General features: G+C 67.7%; 17 protein-coding genes. 15 read left to right on the top strand and 2 right to left on the bottom strand.

The features are described 5' to 3' along the window. Positions 1-72 precede the first annotated feature (72 nt). The 6 genes from lepA to recO all read left to right on the top strand — a co-directional run bounded on the left by lepA (position 73) and on the right by recO (position 5,669). Positions 73-1,881, top strand: a complete 1,809-nt coding sequence (gene lepA, locus AAD027_RS10960; RefSeq protein WP_341726067.1) for a translation elongation factor 4 — start codon at positions 73-75, stop codon at positions 1,879-1,881. A 102-nt stretch (positions 1,882-1,983) separates the two neighbouring features. Next, a complete protein-coding gene (lepB, locus tag AAD027_RS10955) occupies positions 1,984-2,784 on the top strand; it encodes a signal peptidase I (RefSeq protein WP_341726066.1) in 801 nt (266 codons plus the stop codon). 40 nt (positions 2,785-2,824) lie between these two features. After that, on the top strand, positions 2,825-3,202 hold the full coding sequence (locus AAD027_RS10950; RefSeq protein WP_341726065.1) for a DUF4845 domain-containing protein: 378 nt from the start codon (positions 2,825-2,827) through the stop codon (positions 3,200-3,202). A 4-nt stretch (positions 3,203-3,206) separates the two neighbouring features. Beyond that, entirely contained in the window at positions 3,207-3,869 is a 663-nt protein-coding gene (rnc, locus tag AAD027_RS10945) for a ribonuclease III (protein ID WP_341726064.1), read from the top strand. An 18-nt stretch (positions 3,870-3,887) separates the two neighbouring features. Beyond that, complete coding sequence (gene era / locus AAD027_RS10940; RefSeq protein WP_425605448.1) at positions 3,888-4,835, top strand: GTPase Era; 948 nt, start codon at positions 3,888-3,890, stop codon at positions 4,833-4,835. A gap of 93 nt (positions 4,836-4,928) precedes the next feature. Next, positions 4,929-5,669 carry a DNA repair protein RecO gene (recO, locus tag AAD027_RS10935; protein ID WP_341726062.1) on the top strand — a complete coding sequence of 247 codons (741 nt, stop codon included), beginning with the start codon at positions 4,929-4,931 and terminating at the stop codon, positions 5,667-5,669. Positions 5,670-5,696: 27 nt separating this feature from the next. Here recO and AAD027_RS10930 read toward each other — a convergent pair whose 3' ends face one another. Further along, positions 5,697-6,413 (bottom strand): response regulator, encoded by a 717-nt coding sequence (locus tag AAD027_RS10930; protein ID WP_341726061.1) that lies wholly within the window; start codon positions 6,411-6,413, stop codon positions 5,697-5,699. 124 nt (positions 6,414-6,537) lie between these two features. Here AAD027_RS10930 and rlmD point away from each other — a divergent pair, with 124 nt between their 5' ends. The 9 genes from rlmD (at position 6,538) to AAD027_RS10885 (ending at position 15,259) form a co-directional block, all read left to right on the top strand. Further along, positions 6,538-7,902, top strand: a complete 1,365-nt coding sequence (rlmD, locus tag AAD027_RS10925; RefSeq protein ID WP_341726060.1) for a 23S rRNA (uracil(1939)-C(5))-methyltransferase RlmD — start codon at positions 6,538-6,540, stop codon at positions 7,900-7,902. A 101-nt stretch (positions 7,903-8,003) separates the two neighbouring features. After that, complete coding sequence (locus AAD027_RS10920; RefSeq protein ID WP_341726059.1) at positions 8,004-8,534, top strand: CYTH domain-containing protein; 531 nt, start codon at positions 8,004-8,006, stop codon at positions 8,532-8,534. Beyond that, positions 8,535-9,542 carry a beta-N-acetylhexosaminidase gene (nagZ, locus tag AAD027_RS10915; RefSeq protein WP_341726058.1) on the top strand — a complete coding sequence of 336 codons (1,008 nt, stop codon included), beginning with the start codon at positions 8,535-8,537 and terminating at the stop codon, positions 9,540-9,542. It abuts the gene before it with no gap. Positions 9,543-9,550: 8 nt separating this feature from the next. Beyond that, positions 9,551-10,108 (top strand): hypoxanthine-guanine phosphoribosyltransferase, encoded by a 558-nt coding sequence (locus tag AAD027_RS10910; protein WP_425605447.1) that lies wholly within the window; start codon positions 9,551-9,553, stop codon positions 10,106-10,108. Positions 10,109-10,269: 161 nt separating this feature from the next. After that, positions 10,270-11,022: an S-methyl-5'-thioinosine phosphorylase gene (locus AAD027_RS10905; RefSeq protein WP_341726056.1), complete on the top strand. Its 753-nt coding sequence runs from the start codon at positions 10,270-10,272 to the stop codon at positions 11,020-11,022. Between the two features lie 90 nt (positions 11,023-11,112). Further along, entirely contained in the window at positions 11,113-11,319 is a 207-nt protein-coding gene (locus tag AAD027_RS10900) for a cold-shock protein (protein WP_055942196.1), read from the top strand. A gap of 182 nt (positions 11,320-11,501) precedes the next feature. Further along, positions 11,502-12,749: an FAD-dependent oxidoreductase gene (locus AAD027_RS10895; RefSeq protein ID WP_341726055.1), complete on the top strand. Its 1,248-nt coding sequence runs from the start codon at positions 11,502-11,504 to the stop codon at positions 12,747-12,749. A gap of 172 nt (positions 12,750-12,921) precedes the next feature. After that, positions 12,922-14,553, top strand: a complete 1,632-nt coding sequence (locus AAD027_RS10890) for an acyl-CoA dehydrogenase family protein (protein ID WP_341726054.1) — start codon at positions 12,922-12,924, stop codon at positions 14,551-14,553. A 250-nt stretch (positions 14,554-14,803) separates the two neighbouring features. After that, positions 14,804-15,259 (top strand): REP-associated tyrosine transposase, encoded by a 456-nt coding sequence (locus AAD027_RS10885; RefSeq protein WP_341726053.1) that lies wholly within the window; start codon positions 14,804-14,806, stop codon positions 15,257-15,259. Positions 15,260-15,324: 65 nt separating this feature from the next. Here the strand turns inward: AAD027_RS10885 and fabR are convergent, their stop codons facing one another. Continuing rightward, entirely contained in the window at positions 15,325-15,999 is a 675-nt protein-coding gene (gene fabR / locus AAD027_RS10880) for an HTH-type transcriptional repressor FabR (RefSeq protein ID WP_425605438.1), read from the bottom strand. Between the last annotated feature and the right edge of the window lie 54 nt (positions 16,000-16,053).

Below are 16,053 nucleotides of genomic sequence, written 5' to 3'. Positions count from 1 at the left end.
AAAGGCCAAGCCCGGGCCGTCGCCGTGCGATAATGTGCCGTTATCCTGACGACGGCACAGGCCGCCGCCCCCATGTCCCTTGATTCCATGCGGAATATCCGCAATTTCTCCATCATCGCGCACGTCGACCACGGCAAATCGACCTTGGCCGACCGCATCATCCAGCTTTGCGGCGGGCTAGAGGCCCGCGAGATGGAAGCGCAGGTGCTCGACTCCAACCCGATCGAGCGCGAGCGCGGCATCACCATCAAGGCCCAGTCCGTGTCCCTGCCGTACAAGGCCAAGGACGGGCAGGTCTACCAGCTCAATTTCATCGACACCCCCGGCCACGTGGACTTCAGCTACGAGGTCAGCCGCTCGCTGGCCGCCTGCGAGGGCGCGCTGCTGGTGGTGGACGCGGCGCAGGGCGTGGAAGCCCAGTCCGTGGCCAACTGCTATACCGCGGTGGAGCAGGGCCTGGAAGTGGTGCCGGTGCTGAACAAGATCGACCTGCCCACCGCCGACATCGAGCGCGCCAAGGCCGAGATCGAGGCCGTCATCGGCATCGACGCCGAGGATGCCGTGGCGGTCAGCGCCAAGACCGGCCTGAACGTGGACCTGGTACTGGAGGCCATCGTCCAGCGCATCCCGCCGCCGCAGCCGCGCGACACCGACAAGCTGCAGGCGCTGATCATCGATTCCTGGTTCGACAACTACCTGGGCGTGGTCAGCCTGGTGCGCGTGATGCAGGGCGAGATCGCCCCCGGCAGCAAGATCCTGGTCATGTCCACCGGCCGCACCCACCTGGTCGACAAGGTCGGCGTGTTCACCCCCAAGCGCAAAGAGCTGAAGAAGCTCGGCGCCGGCGAGGTGGGCTGGATCAACGCCTCCATCAAGGACGTGCACGGCGCGCCGGTCGGCGACACCCTGACCCTGGCCGGCGATCCGGCGCCGAAGCCCCTGCCGGGCTTCCAGGAAATGCAGCCGCGCGTGTTCGCCGGCCTGTTCCCGGTGGACGCCGAGGACTACCCCGCGCTGCGCGAAGCGCTGGAGAAGCTGCGCCTGAACGACGCCGCGCTGCGCTTCGAGCCGGAGAGTTCCGAGGCGATGGGCTTCGGCTTCCGCTGCGGCTTCCTGGGCATGCTGCACATGGAGATCGTGCAGGAGCGCCTGGAACGCGAATACAACCTCAACCTGATCACCACCGCGCCGACGGTGGTGTACGAAGTCCTCAAGACCGATGGCACTGTCCTCTCGCTGGACAACCCGGCCAAGCTGCCGGCCGTGAACCAGATCGAAGAAGTCCGCGAGCCGATCATTCGCGCCAACATCCTGACCCCGCCGGACCACGTGGGCAGCGTGATCACGCTGTGCGAGGAAAAGCGCGGCAGCCAGATCGGCATCACCTACATGGGCAGCCAGGTGCAGATCGCCTACGAACTGCCGATGGCCGAAGTGGTGCTGGATTTCTTCGACAAGCTCAAGTCGGTCAGCCGCGGCTACGCGTCGCTGGACTACCACTTCCTGCGCTTCCAGGCCGGTCCGTTCGTGCGCCTGGACACCCTGATCAACGGCGACAAGGTCGATGCGCTGTCGCTGATCGTGCACCGCGCCCAGGCCGATCGTCGCGGCCGCGAACTGTGCGAGAAGATGAAGGATCTGATCCCGCGGCAGATGTTCGACGTGGCCATCCAGGCCGCCGTCGGCTCGCAGGTCATCGCCCGCAGCACGGTCAAGGCCATGCGCAAGAACGTGCTGGCCAAATGCTATGGTGGCGACATCACCCGCAAGAAGAAGCTCCTCGAGAAGCAGAAAGAGGGCAAGAAGCGGATGAAGCAGGTGGGCCGCGTGGAGATCCCGCAGGAAGCCTTCCTGGCGGTGTTGCAGGTGGACAGCAAGTAGTTGAAGCCGGGATTGGGGATTCGGGATTCGAGGCGGTGACGCCGCCCCCGTTCTTGCGAATCCCGAATCCCCAATCCCAAATCCCGTTCCAAAGGAACACAGATGGTCTGGTTCGAAACAATCCTCGTGGTGCTGACGCTGCTGACCGGTGCGGTGTGGCTGGCCGACAAGCTGTTCCTGGCCAGGCGCCGGGCCGCGCGCAGCGGCTTGCTGGACGAGGAACCGGTGCTGGTGGACTACTCGCGGGCGTTCTTCCCGGTGCTGGCGGTGGTGCTGGTGCTGCGCAGCTTCATCGCCGAGCCGTACAAGATCCCGTCCAGTTCGATGATGCCCAATCTGCTGATCGGCGACTTCATCCTGGTCAACAAGTTCTCCTACGGCCTGCGCCTGCCGATCAACAACCGGAAGTTCCTGGCCATCGGCGAACCGGCGCGCGGCGACGTGGTGGTGTTCAAGCCGCCGCACGATCCGCAGAACAACTGGATCAAGCGGGTGATCGGCCTGCCGGGCGACAAGGTGGGTTTCCACGGCGACACCGTCTACCTGAACGGCCAGCCGCTCAAGTACCAGTCCATGGGCGAGTACGCCGGCAAGGACGAGCGCACCGAGATGAGCGGCGCCACCCTGCTGCGCGAAGAGCTGCCGGGTCGCCCGCATACCATCCTGGAGTGGGTCGGCAGCCCGCCGCCGGGCGGTGGCGAAGGCGACTGGGTGGTGCCGCCGGGTCATTATTTCGTGATGGGCGACAACCGCGACAACAGCCTGGACGGGCGATTCTGGGACTACCATTTCCTGCCGGAGGAGAATCTCCGCGGCAAGGCGTTCCTGATCTGGCTGAACTGCGAGGGCTGGTTCTGCAAGAATGGCTTCGACGGTTCCCGGATCGGGAACGGCATCGAGTAGGCAATCGGACGATCACCGCGTTATCGCAAGGGGGATGGCAATGAAGCGCAACCAGAGTGGCATCACGTTGATGAGTTTCCTGATCGTGCTGGCGGTGGTGGGGTTCGCCGCCTTCATCGGCATGCGTTTGTTCCCGATGTACCAGGAGTACTACGCGGTCAAGTCGTCCCTGAAGGGGCTGGCGGGCGAGCCGGGAGTGGGCGACATGGATCCGGCCAAGATCCAGGACCTGTTCTTCCGGCGCCTGTACATCAATTACTCCGAGAACGTGAAGCCGGGCAACATCAAGATCGAGCGCATGGACGGCGGCTGGAAGATGAAGGTCAACTACGAAGTCCGCCGCGAGCTGGTCGGCAACCTGGACGTGGTCGGCAAGTTCGACGTGTCGCAGGACCTGACCCGCAAGGGCGTGGAATAAGGGTTTGGGGGTTGACCGCATCGGCCATGCGTTCGCCGAACAGGGCCTGCTGGCGCAGGCCCTGACCCATCGCAGTGCGGGGGCGCCGCACAACGAGCGGCTGGAGTTCCTGGGTGACAGCGTGGTCAACCTGCTGGTGGCCGAAGCGTTGTTCCAGCGCTGGCCCAAGGCCGATGAAGGCGCCCTGACCCGCGCCCGCGCCGAGCTGGTGCGCGAAGCGGCGCTGGCCGTGATCGCGCGTCAGCTCGACCTCGGTGCCCGCCTGACGATGGGGCCGGGCGAAATGAAATCCGGCGGCCACCGCCGCGATTCTATCCTGGCCGACGCACTGGAAGCGGTGGTCGCCGCCATCTACCTGGATGCCGGCTTCGAGGCCTGTCGCGCCGTGGTGCTGCCGTGGTTCGAGGAATCCCTGGCCGCCTTGCCGGTCGGGCGGCCGGAAAAGGACGCCAAGACCCGTTTGCAGGAATGGCTGCAGGCGCGCCAGCGGCCGCTGCCGCTGTACGAGCTGGTGTCGGAAAGCGGCGACGACCATGCCAAGCAGTTCCAGGTGCGTTGCAGCATCCAGGACCCGCCGCTGACCGCGGAGGGCGAGGGCACGTCGCGCCGCATCGCCGAACAGGCCGCCGCCGCGGCCGTGATCGAAAAACTTGACCCATCGAAGTGAACACATTCCCATGAGCGTATCCCGGTGACCGGCACTCCTTCCCATCGCAGCGGCAGCGTTGCGGTCATCGGCCGCCCCAACGTGGGCAAGTCCACGCTGACCAACGCACTGGTCGGCGCCAAGATCAGCATCACCTCCAATCGCCCGCAGACCACCCGGCACCGGCTGTTGGGCATCGCCACGTTCCCCGCGGCCAAGGACCACCCGGCCGGGCAGATCGTGCTGGTGGACACGCCCGGCCTGCACAAGCAGCAGGGCAAGTTCTCCGCCTCGGCGATGAGCCGGGTGATGAACCGCGCCGCTCGCGGCGCGCTGGAAGACGTGGACGCCGCGCTGATGGTGATCGAGGCCGGCCGCTGGGACGAGGAGGACACGCTGGCCTTCAACGTGCTGCGCGACGCCGGCATCCCGGTGGTGCTGGTGGTCAACAAGATCGACCGGCTGAAGGACAAGACCGTGCTGTTTCCGTTCCTGGCCGAGGTCGGCAAGGATCGCGAATTCGCCGCCGTGCACCCGGTGTCCGCGCTGAAGCGCAACGGCCTGGAGGCGCTGGTCAAGGACGTACTGGCGCTGCTGCCCGAAGCGCCGCCGATGTTCGGCGAGGACGAGATCACCGACCGCAGCGAGCGCTTCCTGGCCGGCGAACTGGTCCGCGAGCAGCTGATGCGCCAGCTGGGCGCCGAACTTCCCTACGCCACCACCGTGGAAATCGAGCGCTTCGCCGAGGAAATCACGCCCAAGCAGGAAGAACTGCTGCGCATCGGCGCGGTGATCTGGGTGGAGCGCGAAAGCCAGAAGGCCATCGTGATCGGCAAGGGCGGCACGCGGCTGAAGGAGATTGGCAGCAAGTCGCGCGTGCAGATGGAGCACCTGTTCGGCCGCAAGGTGTTCCTGGAAACCTGGGTGCGCGTGCGCGAAGGCTGGTCCGACGACGAGACCGCGCTGAAGGCGTTCGGGTACGAGTAGCCGGGATTCGTGATTCGGGAGTCGCAGAAGCGAGCCCTTCCGGTCGGCATCCCCGTTCCCTACGATCATCCCGAATCCCGAATCCCGGCCCCCATGCGCATCACCGACGAGCACGCTTTCGTGTTGCACGCCCGGCCCTGGCGCGAGACCAGCCTGCTGGTGGAATTGCTGGGGGAGACCCACGGCCGCATCGGCGTGATCGCGCGCGGCGTGCAGGGGCCGAAGAAGCACGTGCTGCGCGCGGCGTTGCAACCCCTGCAGCGGGTCCGGCTGGATTTCGAGCAGCGCGGCGAACTCGGCCGGCTGGTGGCGGCCGAGGCGCTGGATGCCGCCCCGCAACCGGCCGGCGACGCGATGCTGGCGGCCTTCTACATCAGCGAACTGGTGCTGCGGCTGGCGCCTCGCCACGACCCGCTGCCCGACCTGTTCGACGCCTATGCGCGCACCCGCGAATGCCTGCGCAGCGGAGAGGCGCTGGCATGGACGCTGCGCCGGTTCGAGCGCGACCTGCTGGACGCGATCGGGTTCGGTTTTTCGCTGGAACAGGATGGCGATGGCGAGGCCATCGACCCGGCCGCGCGCTACCGCCTGGACCCCGAGCACGGCCCGCGCCGCCTGCTGAGCGACCGCGGCCACGACGAACGCAGCCACGCCGCCACCGGCCGCGCGCTGCTCGCCCTAGCGCGCGACACGCCGCCGCCCCCGGACGATCTGGCCAGCCTGCGCCTGGCCTTGCGCGCCGTGCTGTCGCACCACCTGGGCGCGCGCGGATTGAAGTCCTGGGAAATGATCGGCGACCTCAACCGCCTGAAGCCGCGCAATCCGGCGGCGTGAACGCGACGGGCGGCGAACGCCGGGAGGCTACCGCGGTTGCAGGGCGTCCGCCGCCGCATTGAATTCATCGCGCAGCAGGGCCGAGGTGGGCGCGGCCTGCCAGCGCGCCACCGCATCGGCCAGCCGTGCGGCGCCGACGAAGCCGCAACTGGCGCGCAGCTTGTGCAGCGCATCGCGCAGGCGGGTTTGGTCGCCCGTATCGAATGCCGACGTGCATGCCCGCCGCGCCGAAGGCAGCTCGGCCAGGAACAGGCTGCGCAGTTGCAGGACATGTTCGCGCTGGCCGCCCAATGCCTTCAGCGCGGTGTCCTCGTCCCAGTCGGGGAGCGCGGTCGCCGCGGATGCGGTGGCCGGCGGGGTGTCGTCCATGCCGCATCCCAGCGCAGCGCCGACGATCCGGCGCAGCGAGTCCGCGGTCAGCGGCTTCACCAGCACGTCCGCGAAACCCGCGCGCAGCAGCGTTTCGCGGAGGAGGGGCGATGGATCGGCGGTATGCGCCAGCGCGACGGTGCCGGGCGATGCCGTGCGCAGTCGGTGCAGCAGCCCGATGCCATCGCCATCGGGCAGGTTGGCGTCGATCAGCCACAGGTCGAAACGGGTGGAAAGGCGGGTGGCCTCGGCGCAGTCGGCGGCGGTTTCGACAGCGGCGGGCAGGGCCGACAGTGCCGCGGCCAGGAACTCGCGGCTGATCGGGTCGTCTTCCACCAGCAACAGGCGTGGCGTCATGCCGTCGGGGAGTGACATGGTGATGGCTTCCTGCGGTACGCCCGCATCTTACCGCCGCATGCGCGGGCGGGGACAGCGCGAGGCTTGCCGGTTCCGCCCCATGCGACAATACGCGCCCGCAATCGCACGCAGCCTTCGCCACGTGGCCCGTACCCGCTCCCCCCGCATCGACAAGACCCCGTTCGAAGCCAATATCGTCGACCTGACCCATGATGGCCGCGGCGTCGCCCGCCGCAACGGCGAGGCGCCGGGCGAAGGCGGGAAGGTGACGTTCATCGCCGGTGCGCTGCCCGGCGAACGGGTGATGGCCGAGCAGACCGCGAAGAACCGCCACTTCGACGAAGCCCGCACGCTGGACGTGCTGGAGGCCTCGCCCGACCGCGTGGTGCCGCGCTGCCCGCATTTCGGCACTTGCGGCGGTTGCGTGCTGCAGCACCTGGACGAAGGCAGGCAGATCGAAGCCAAGCAGCACGTGCTGATGGAGAACCTGGAACGCATCGGCCATGTCGCGCCACAGGCCGTGCTGCCGCCGCTGACCGCCGCCGCCTGGGGCTATCGCCGCAAGGGCCGCTTCTCGGTGCGCCGGGTCAACAAGAAGGACAGGACGCTGGTCGGTTTCCGCGAGCAGGATCCGCGCTTCGTCGCCGACCTGTCCGAATGCCATACCGTCATTCCGGAAATCGGCGGCAGGATCGCGGCGCTGGCGGCACTGGTGGAGAGCCTGCAGGCGCGCGCCGACATCCCGCAGATCGAGTTCATCGCCGGCGATGCCACCGACGAGTTCAGCGGCATCGCGCTGGTGTTCCGTCACCTGCAACCGCTGGTGGAGGGCGATCGCGAGAAACTCATCGCCTTCGGCCGGCAACATGGCTTCGCCGTCTTCCTGCAGCCCGGCGGCGTGGACAGCGTGCATCCGCTGTGGCCGGAAGCGCCGCGGCTGGCCTTCATGCTGCCGCAGTGGAACGTGGAGCTGGCGTTCCGTCCGCTGGACTTCATCCAGGTCAACGCGACCCTGAACGAGAAGATGATCGCCCGCACGTTCGAACTGCTCGACCCGCAGCCGCAGGACCGGGTGCTGGACCTGTTCTGCGGGCTGGGCAACTTCACCCTGCCGATGGCGCGGCGGGTCGGCGAAGCGGTCGGCGTGGAAGGCGAGGCCGGGCTGGTGGCGCGCGCGCGGGAGAACGCGCAGCGCAACGGCCTGGCGAACGCGCATTTCCACGCCGCCGACCTGACCCGGGACCAGCGCGGCACGGCGTGGATGCGGCAGGGCTTCGACAAGCTGCTGCTGGACCCGCCGCGTTCGGGCGCCATCGAGGTGCTGCAGCAACTGCCGCTGAAACAGTTCCAGCGCATCGTCTACGTCAGCTGCCACCCCGGTTCGCTGGCGCGGGATGCGGGCTACCTGGTCAACGAGCAGGGCTACACGTTGAAGTCGGCCGGCGTGATGGACATGTTCCCGCACACGGCGCATGTGGAGAGCATCGCGCTCTTCGAGCGCGTGTGATTGGGGATTCGGGATTGGAGATTCGAAGATGTTTCCCTTCCCCGACCAGTGGTCCCGCTGGCAGGCTTTTCCCAAATCCCGAATTTCGAATCTCGAATCCCATGCCTTTAGAAATCGAACGAAAATTCCTGGTGACCGGCGACGACTGGCGCGCATCCGCGCACGAGGTCGTGCCGATGGCGCAGGGCTACATCAACGACATGGGCGCGATGGACCGGGGCGAACAGAAGGCGTCGGTGCGGGTGCGCATCCAGGGCGATACGGCGTTCCTGAACCTCAAGTCGCGCGAGCTGGGGCACACCCGGCAGGAATTCGACTATCCGATCCCGGTGGCCGATGCGCGCGCGCTGCTGGCGCTGTGCGTGGGCGGGGTGGTCGACAAGCGCCGCCATTACGTCCGCCACCAGGGCCACCTCTGGGAAGTGGACGAGTTCCTGGGCGACAACGCCGGCCTGGTGGTGGCGGAAATCGAACTGGAAAGCGCCGATGAAGCCTTCGTGAAGCCGGCCTGGGCCGGCAAGCAGGTCACCGACGCCGTCCGCTATTACAATCTGGCCCTGGCGTCGCGGCCTTACGCGCAATGGTCGGACGAAGAACGCGCCGCCACCGATATCCCATTAGGAAACCTCTGAATGCTCGTCATCGGCATCGCCGGCACCGAACTCACCGCGCGGGAGCGCGACTGGCTGCAGCACGACGCCGTCGCCGGCGTGATCCTGTTCACCCGCAACTTCGCCTCGCGTGCGCAGGTGGCGGAACTGTCGCAGGCGATCCGCGAAGCCGCGCCGCGCCCGCAACTGGTCTGCGTGGACCAGGAAGGCGGCCGCGTGCAGCGCTTCCGCGACGGCTACAGCGCGCTGCCGGCGCTGGAAGGCTTCGGCAAACTGTACGCACAGGACCCGCAGGCCGCGTTGCAGCGCGCCGAGGAGCACGCCTGGCTGATGGCCAGCGAAGTGCGCGCCAGCGGCGTGGACCTGAGCTTCGCGCCGGTCGTCGACCTGGCCCGCGGCAACCGCGCCATCGGCGACCGTGCGTTCGACGCCGATCCGCAGGTCGTCGCCGCGTTCACCCGCGCCTACGTGCGCGGCATGCACAGCGTCGGCATGGCCGCCACGCTGAAGCACTTCCCGGGCCACGGCACGGTGCTGGAAGACACCCACTTCGACGATGCCGTCGATCCGCGTCCGCTGGACGTGCTGTGCGCCGAGGACCTGGTGCCGTTCGTGGCCGGCATCGACGCCGGCGCCGATGCGGTGATGATGGGCCACGTGAAGTATCCGGCGGTGGCGCCGGAACCGGCGGGCTACTCGCCGTTCTGGATCCAGCAGGTCCTGCGGCAGGAGATGGGCTTCCGCGGCGTGGTGTTCTCCGACGACATCGGCATGGCGGCGGCATTCTCCGCCGGCGGCATCAGGCAGCGCATCCACGATCACCTGGATGCGGGTTGCGACGTGGTGCTGGTGTGCAAGCCGCCCCAGGTGGAGGAATCGTTGAAGGCGGTGGAAGGACGCGTCCTGAACACCGCCGCCGTGATCGGCCTGATCGGTCGGGGCGCGCTGGGCTGGGACGGCCTGATCGCCGACACGCGCTACGGCGATGCGCAAACGCGGGTGATCGACAGCCTGAAGGGAGTGGCGTGATGACGACGATGGGCAATCCGCGGCCGAAGCTGGCCGATGCGCTGGCCAACGCCGAGCTGCTGGTCGACCGCGCCGCGATCGACCGCGCCATCGCCGGGATGGCCGCGCCGATCGCGCGCGATTACGCCGGCGAGGTGCCGGTCTACCTGACCATCATGCATGGCGCGCTGCCGTTCTCCGGCCAGTTGGCGCTGGAACTGGGCGCGCGCGGGCTGGACCTGGAATTCGACTACCTGCACGCCACCCGCTACCGCGGCGAGACCAGCGGCGGCGAACTGGTGTGGAAGCACCGCCCGGCCACCGCGCTGTACGGCCGCCGCGTGCTGCTGGTGGACGACATCCTCGACGAGGGCCACACGCTGCTGGCGGTGAAGCAATGGTGCCTGGAGCAGGGCGCCACCGACGTGCGCATCGCCGCGCTGACCACCAAGCTGCACGCGCGCGGCGTGCCGGGCATCCACGCCGACTACGTGGGCCTGCAGGTGCCGGACCGCTACGTGTTCGGTTTCGGCATGGACTACCACGAGCAGGGCCGCAACCTGCCGGGCATCTACGCGTTGAAATGAAGAGAGCGGAAGCGGGAACAGAGAATGGCGCTTCCCTGTAGGAGGGGCTTCAGCCCCGACCGGGGAATCGCGGAAAAGCGGTCGGGGCTGAAGCCCCTCCTACAAAGGAGCGTTTCCCTCCCGACCACCATCCCCATTCCCCATTTTATGATTCCCATCCCATGACCCAACATGACATCGCACTGGCCGTGATCGGCGGCACCGGCGTCTACAGACTGGCCGACCTGCAGGATGTGGAAACGCGCGACCTGGATACCCGCTTCGGCAAGCCGTCCGGTCCGGTCCGCATCGGCACGCTGCATGGACAGCGGGTGGCGTTCCTCGCGCGCCATGGCGAAGGCCATTCGGTGCCGCCGCACCAGGTCAACTACCGCGCCAACCTGCAGGCGCTGAAGGACATCGGCGCCACCCGCGTGCTTGCGCTCAACACGGTGGGCGGCATCACCGAGCGTTTCGGCCCGCGCGTGCTGGCCTGCCCGGACCAGTTGATCGACTACACCTGGGGCCGTATCTCCACCCTCTGCGAGGAGCCGGGTAGCGACGTGCTGCACGTCGATTTCGGCGATCCGTACACGCATTTACTTCGCCAGCGGATCCTCGCCGCCGCCGCGAGCACCGGCGTGGCGCTGGTGGACGGCGGCTGCTACGGCGCCACCCAGGGGCCGCGTCTGGAGACCAAGGCCGAGATACGGCGGATGCTGCGCGACGGCTGCGATCTGGTGGGCATGACCGGCATGCCGGAAGCCGGTCTGGCGCGCGAACTGGGGCTGGATTACGCCTGTCTGGCCATCGTCGCCAACTGGGCGGCAGGCTGCGGCACGGACGAGGAGATCACCATGGAAGAGGTGCTGGCGAACGTGGCCGCGGCCTCGGCCGGCATACCGGCACTGGTGGGCGCTTTGGCACGCGGGTGATTGTCAACTCGCGTCAGGCTTTGCATACTCGGCGCGTGTGACGACCTGTCACACATTCCACCCGCATCCAGAAAAGGAAACGCAAGCGCTATGCCGTACGGTACCGTGAAATGGTTCAACGACGCCAAGGGCTTCGGATTCATCGCGCCAGAAGATGGCAGCGCCGATGTCTTCGCACACCACACCGCGATCAACAGCAAGGGCTTCCGCAGCCTGCAGGAAGGCCAGCGCGTCAGTTACGAGCTGACCCAGGGCCCGAAGGGCGCACAGGCGTCCAACATCACGCCGGCAGCCTGATCCATACGATTTTCTTGAACCCCGCTCCGGCGGGGTTTTTTATGGGCTCCGATCCTCCGGCGCACGCGGTGACCCAGCACTCCCTCGCTCAGGTACATGCGTTTACCAAGGAGCGGATGCTCCGTCCATCGGCGTGCCGCGCGCATCGCCGCGCCATCGCCCGGGAAAGGACCCGACACGTCATGCAGGCATTGCACATCGCCATCATCGGTTACGGCACCGCCGGGCAGGCGGCCGCCTTGCTGCTGTCGCGCGACGGGCACCGGGTGGAGGTGTTCGAGCAGGCGCCAGCGCCGGGGCCAGTGGGAGCGGGATTCCTGCTGCAGCCGACCGGCCTGCAGGTGCTGTGGGAAATGGGCCTGCTGGGGACTGCGCTGGCGCATGGCCGCCGCGTGCGCCGGTTGTATGGCGAGACAGCGTGCGGCCGCGCGGTGATGGACATGCGCTACGCCGGGCTGGATGCGCGCCTGTCCGGCCTGGGCATGCAGCGCGGCGCGCTGTTCACGCTGCTGGACGAAGCGGTGCGCGGCGCGGTGGCGCTGCATGCGGGCCAGGCCATCGAGGCGGTCGGCGACGATACGCGGCGTGTGCGCGATGCACGGGGCCGCTGGCATGGCCCCTTCGACCTGGTGATCGCCGCCGATGGCGCCGGTTCGCGCCTGCGCGGCGCCACGCGGCAGGTGAAGGGCGAGGCGGTCTATCCGTGGGGGGCGCTGTGGTGCCTGGTGCCGCAGGGCGACTGGGGCTGGGGCGACGAGCTGCGGCAGCGCTACGTGGCGGCGCGCAAGATGATCGGCATGCTGCCGGTGGGCACGCGGCCGGGCGACGACACGCCGCGGCTGAGTTTCTTCTGGAGCCTGCCCGCCGGCGATTTCGACGGCTGGCAAGCGCGCGGTCTGCCGGTCTGGCGCGAGGAGATCGCGCGGCTCTGGCCCGATGCGGATGCCCGTCTTTCCGGCATCGTCGATGCCGCGCAACTGGCGCGCGCGACCTATCGCGACGTCAGCGTGCGCGGCTGGCACCGCGACCGGCTGGTGCTGCTGGGCGATGCGGCGCACGCGATGAGCCCGCAACTGGGGCAGGGCGTGAACATGGCGCTGATGGATGCCCTGGCGCTGCGCGATGCGCTGCGTGCGCAGGCCGGCGTGCCCGCCGCGCTGCAGGCGTACCAGCGGCAACGGCAGGCCCATGTGGCGGTGTACCAGTTCTGGAGCCGCTGGCTGACGCCGTTGTTCCAGTCCGACCGCGACCTGGTCGCCAGGGCGCGCGATGTCGCCTTCCTGCCGCTGGGCAGGCTGCCGGGCGGGCGCGGCCACATGCTGCGCGTGCTCAGTGGCACCCAGCAGGGGTTCTTCGGGAAGCTGGCGCTGAAACCGGAGTTCCTGGAGGCGCTTGGCGATCCGGCGCTTCCGCCTGTGGGAGCGACATAAGCCGCGACCGCGCGGCCAGAATGACGGCTGGACAAGATCGTTCGCCATCCGGACGCGCTGCGGCGCGTTTGGAATCGTGCATCCTGAATTGCCTCGCGGCGCGGTCGCGACTTACGTCGCTCCTACAGTGAGTTGGGAATTGCGCGAGAATCGGGATGGGCAGCGGGAGCCGATGATGAACGATCTTCCTTCTTTTGAAACGCACGTGGTCGAGAACCAGCCGCCGCCGTTCGAACCGCGCGACCTGTGGGCCGACGACGCGGTCCTGCGCGAAGCGGTGCGGCGCGAAGGCGCGGACGCGTTCGCGGATCGCCTGGCCGCTTACGCTGCGTTGGCGGGCGACGAGCTGTACCGGATCGGATTCGACGCCAACCGCGACCGGCCGCGCCTGAAGACGCACGATCGGTTCGGCCAGCGCATCGACACGGTGGAATTCCACCCGGCCTATCACCGGTTGATGGAAGCGGCGAAGACGCATGGCGTCGCCGGGCTTTCCTGGCATGAGACTGCGCCCGGCGCGCATGTCGCGCGCGCGGCGCTGAGCTACCTGCACCACCAGGTGGAAGCCGGCACCAGTTGCCCGCTGACGATGACGCACGCGGCCGTGCCCGTGCTGCGCCGCGAAACCGCATTGCGCGAATGGGCCGACAAGGCCGCCGCACCGCACTACGATCCGCGCGAGGTGCCCATCGCCGGCAAGGCTGGCATCACCCTGGGCATGGGCATGACCGAGAAGCAGGGCGGTTCGGACGTGCGCCGCAACGCCACCACCGCCACGCCGCAGGCCGATGGCAGCTATGCGCTGGTCGGCCACAAGTGGTTCTTCTCCGCACCGATGTGCGACGGCTTCATGGTGCTGGCGCAGGCCCCGGCGGGCCTGAGCTGCTTCCTGCTGCCGCGCCGGTTGTCGGACGGACGCAAGAACGCGTTCCGCCTGATGCGCCTGAAGGACAAGCTGGGCGACTGGTCCAACGCGTCCAGCGAGGTCGAGTTCTGCGGTGCGCTGGCGCATCGCGTGGGCGGGGAAGGCCGCGGTGTGGCGACCATCATCGAGATGGTGATGCTGACGCGGCTGGACTGCATGCTGGGTTCCGCCGCCGAGATGCGCATGGCGCTGGCGCAGGCGCTGCACCATGCGCGCCATCGCGTCGCGTTCGGGAAATCGCTGGCCGAGCATGCGTTGATGCGCAACGTGCTGGCCGACCTGGCGCTGGAAGCCGAAGCGGCGCTGGCGTTCTCGCTGCGGGTGGCGCGCGCGGTGGATGCGTCGGCGGACGATCCTTCCGAGGCGGCCTTCGCCCGCATCGCCACCGCGGTGGGCAAGTACTGGATCTGCAAGCGCGCGCCGGCCTTCGTCAACGAAGCGCAGGAATGCCTGGGAGGCGCCGGCTACGTGGAGGAATCGATTCTGCCGCGGCTTTACCGGCAGGCGCCGCTCAATTCCATCTGGGAAGGCAGCGGCAACATCCAGTGCCTGGACGTGCTGCGCGCGTTGTCGCGCGAGCCCGATTCCGGGCAGGCCGTGCTGGCGGAACTGGCCTCGGCGGCGGGACGCGATGCCACGTTCGACGCCCATGTGGAACGCCTGCGGAGCAATCTGGCGTCCGCGACGGAAAGCGGCGCGCGCTTGCTGGTCGAACGGTTGGCGCTGGCCCTGCAAGCAGCGGTACTGCTGCGCGCGCAAAGCCCGGCCGCCGCGCTGTTCGTGCGCAGCCGGCTGGGCGGCGAGCACGGGCTCGCCTTCGGCACGCTGCCGGACAGCGACGATGTCGCAGTGATGCTCGACAGGGCGTTGCCTGCCTGAAGCGTATACACAAGTGTGGAATCGACCGTGATCGCCACGCCGAAGGAATAAAGGACTTGCCGAGTGGGAGCGCCGTCCCGGCGCGAGCTCCTGCCGGAGTCATGCGAACAAGCGTGGCTTTTACCTACATGACCATGAGGATTATCCCTGTATCGCCACCGTGGATTCCAATCGATCATCTGTCTTGCATCCGAAGGAAGTGGCTTGAGTTCTGGCCGGATCCCACCTGTGATCTGGATGGAGGATCGCGATGTCTTATTCGTCCAGTCGGCTCAGGAATGGCCGGTGCAGCCAAACCGGCCACGCTTACCTGCTGACCACCTGTTGCCATCGACGTGGCAGGTTGCTGGAACATGCCGGTGCAGCATGGACGGTGTTGGAGTCGGCAAAGTGGCTGGACAGAGAAAGACGCTGGCAACTGATCGCGGTAGTGGTCATGCCGGATCACGTGCACCTCGTGGGCAGCCTGATGGACGTTCCCTTGACTGCGTTGATGCATTCTTTCAAGGGCCATACTGCGCATGCGATCAACGCCTTGCAGGGACGATCAGGGCGTGTTTGGCAGGCTGGTTACCATGACCGCAGCATCCGGAGCGATGCCGCTTTCCGTGCCAGCATTGACTATTGCCTGCAGAATCCCGTTCGTGCGGGCCTGGTCGAAGACTTTCGTGACTACCCGTACTGGTGGTGCCGCTGGGAGGTCTGAGCGGAACCGGACGGACCAAGGGAACGCTCGCGGCCGGAGGCCGCTCCCACAAGTCATGCCAGGTCTCAGCTGCGCGCGATCGCCCGCGAGCCGGTGATGATCATGCGCACCATCTCCGACAATTGGTTGATCAGTTCCGCGTCCCTCTCCGGCGGCAGGTCCATCGCGGTGGCGCCCATCGCGAAGACCAGGCGGGTGATCGCCTTGGAGACCAGCGCCGGTTCGTGGAGTTCGGCGTTGTCGCGCGCGGCCAGCCGCACCAGGTCGATGCACAGTTCTTCCTCGAAGAACTGCAGCTCGCGTTCCACCGCGTGCTTGAACGCATCCGAGCCGACATTGCCCTCGCGCAGCAGCACGTGCAGCAGCTTGTCGTCGGCGCGCAGCTGTTCGATGAAGGCCTCCACCGAGCCGCGCACCACGCTGCGGTCGCTGCTGGCGGCGCGGTGGCGCGCCTCGCCGATGATCTTGCGCAGCGAACGGCCGGCCAGGTCGATCAGCGCCACGGCCAGTTCGTCCATGTCGCGGAACTGGCGGTAGAAGCTGTTGGGCGCGATCCCGGCCTCGCGCGCCACTTCGCGCAGGCTCAGCGTGGACACGCTGCGGTGCGGGCCGAGCAGCTTCAGCGCCGCCGCCAGCAGGTCCTCGCGGGAGATCGTGGCCTTGCGGCCGGGGCCGTGGTCGTCGTGCAGGGAGTGGGGGGCTGGGGGCACGCGGAGAGCGTCTTGGATGAATGGCGGCATCATAGCCTTCCTGATTAGTGTACAGTTGTATACACGAGTGTCTTCACATGGGTA

The organism is Pseudoxanthomonas putridarboris, from assembly GCF_038321125.1.
In the GTDB taxonomy this organism is placed as follows: Bacteria; Pseudomonadota; Gammaproteobacteria; order Xanthomonadales; family Xanthomonadaceae; genus Pseudoxanthomonas_A; species Pseudoxanthomonas_A putridarboris.
Note: the sequence above shows the minus strand (reverse complement) of the source record. Positions and strands in the feature narration are given on the sequence as shown.

Bases quoted from the DNA above. Each gene is read 5' to 3' on its own strand.
- lepA (WP_341726067.1), top strand. From the start codon at position 73: ATGTCCCTTGATTCCATGCGGAATATCCGCAATTTCTCCATCATCGCG.
- AAD027_RS10910 (WP_425605447.1), top strand. From the start codon at position 9,551: ATGGGCAATCCGCGGCCGAAGCTGGCCGATGCGCTGGCCAACGCCGAG.
- nagZ (WP_341726058.1), top strand. From the start codon at position 8,535: ATGCTCGTCATCGGCATCGCCGGCACCGAACTCACCGCGCGGGAGCGC.
- recO (WP_341726062.1), top strand. From the start codon at position 4,929: ATGCGCATCACCGACGAGCACGCTTTCGTGTTGCACGCCCGGCCCTGG.
- AAD027_RS10900 (WP_055942196.1), top strand. From the start codon at position 11,113: ATGCCGTACGGTACCGTGAAATGGTTCAACGACGCCAAGGGCTTCGGA.
- fabR (WP_425605438.1), bottom strand. From the start codon at position 15,999: ATGCCGCCATTCATCCAAGACGCTCTCCGCGTGCCCCCAGCCCCCCAC.
- AAD027_RS10920 (WP_341726059.1), top strand. From the start codon at position 8,004: ATGCCTTTAGAAATCGAACGAAAATTCCTGGTGACCGGCGACGACTGG.
- AAD027_RS10890 (WP_341726054.1), top strand. From the start codon at position 12,922: ATGATGAACGATCTTCCTTCTTTTGAAACGCACGTGGTCGAGAACCAG.
- AAD027_RS10895 (WP_341726055.1), top strand. From the start codon at position 11,502: ATGCAGGCATTGCACATCGCCATCATCGGTTACGGCACCGCCGGGCAG.
- AAD027_RS10905 (WP_341726056.1), top strand. From the start codon at position 10,270: ATGACCCAACATGACATCGCACTGGCCGTGATCGGCGGCACCGGCGTC.
- lepB (WP_341726066.1), top strand. From the start codon at position 1,984: ATGGTCTGGTTCGAAACAATCCTCGTGGTGCTGACGCTGCTGACCGGT.
- AAD027_RS10930 (WP_341726061.1), bottom strand. From the start codon at position 6,413: ATGTCACTCCCCGACGGCATGACGCCACGCCTGTTGCTGGTGGAAGAC.
- AAD027_RS10885 (WP_341726053.1), top strand. From the start codon at position 14,804: ATGTCTTATTCGTCCAGTCGGCTCAGGAATGGCCGGTGCAGCCAAACC.
- AAD027_RS10950 (WP_341726065.1), top strand. From the start codon at position 2,825: ATGAAGCGCAACCAGAGTGGCATCACGTTGATGAGTTTCCTGATCGTG.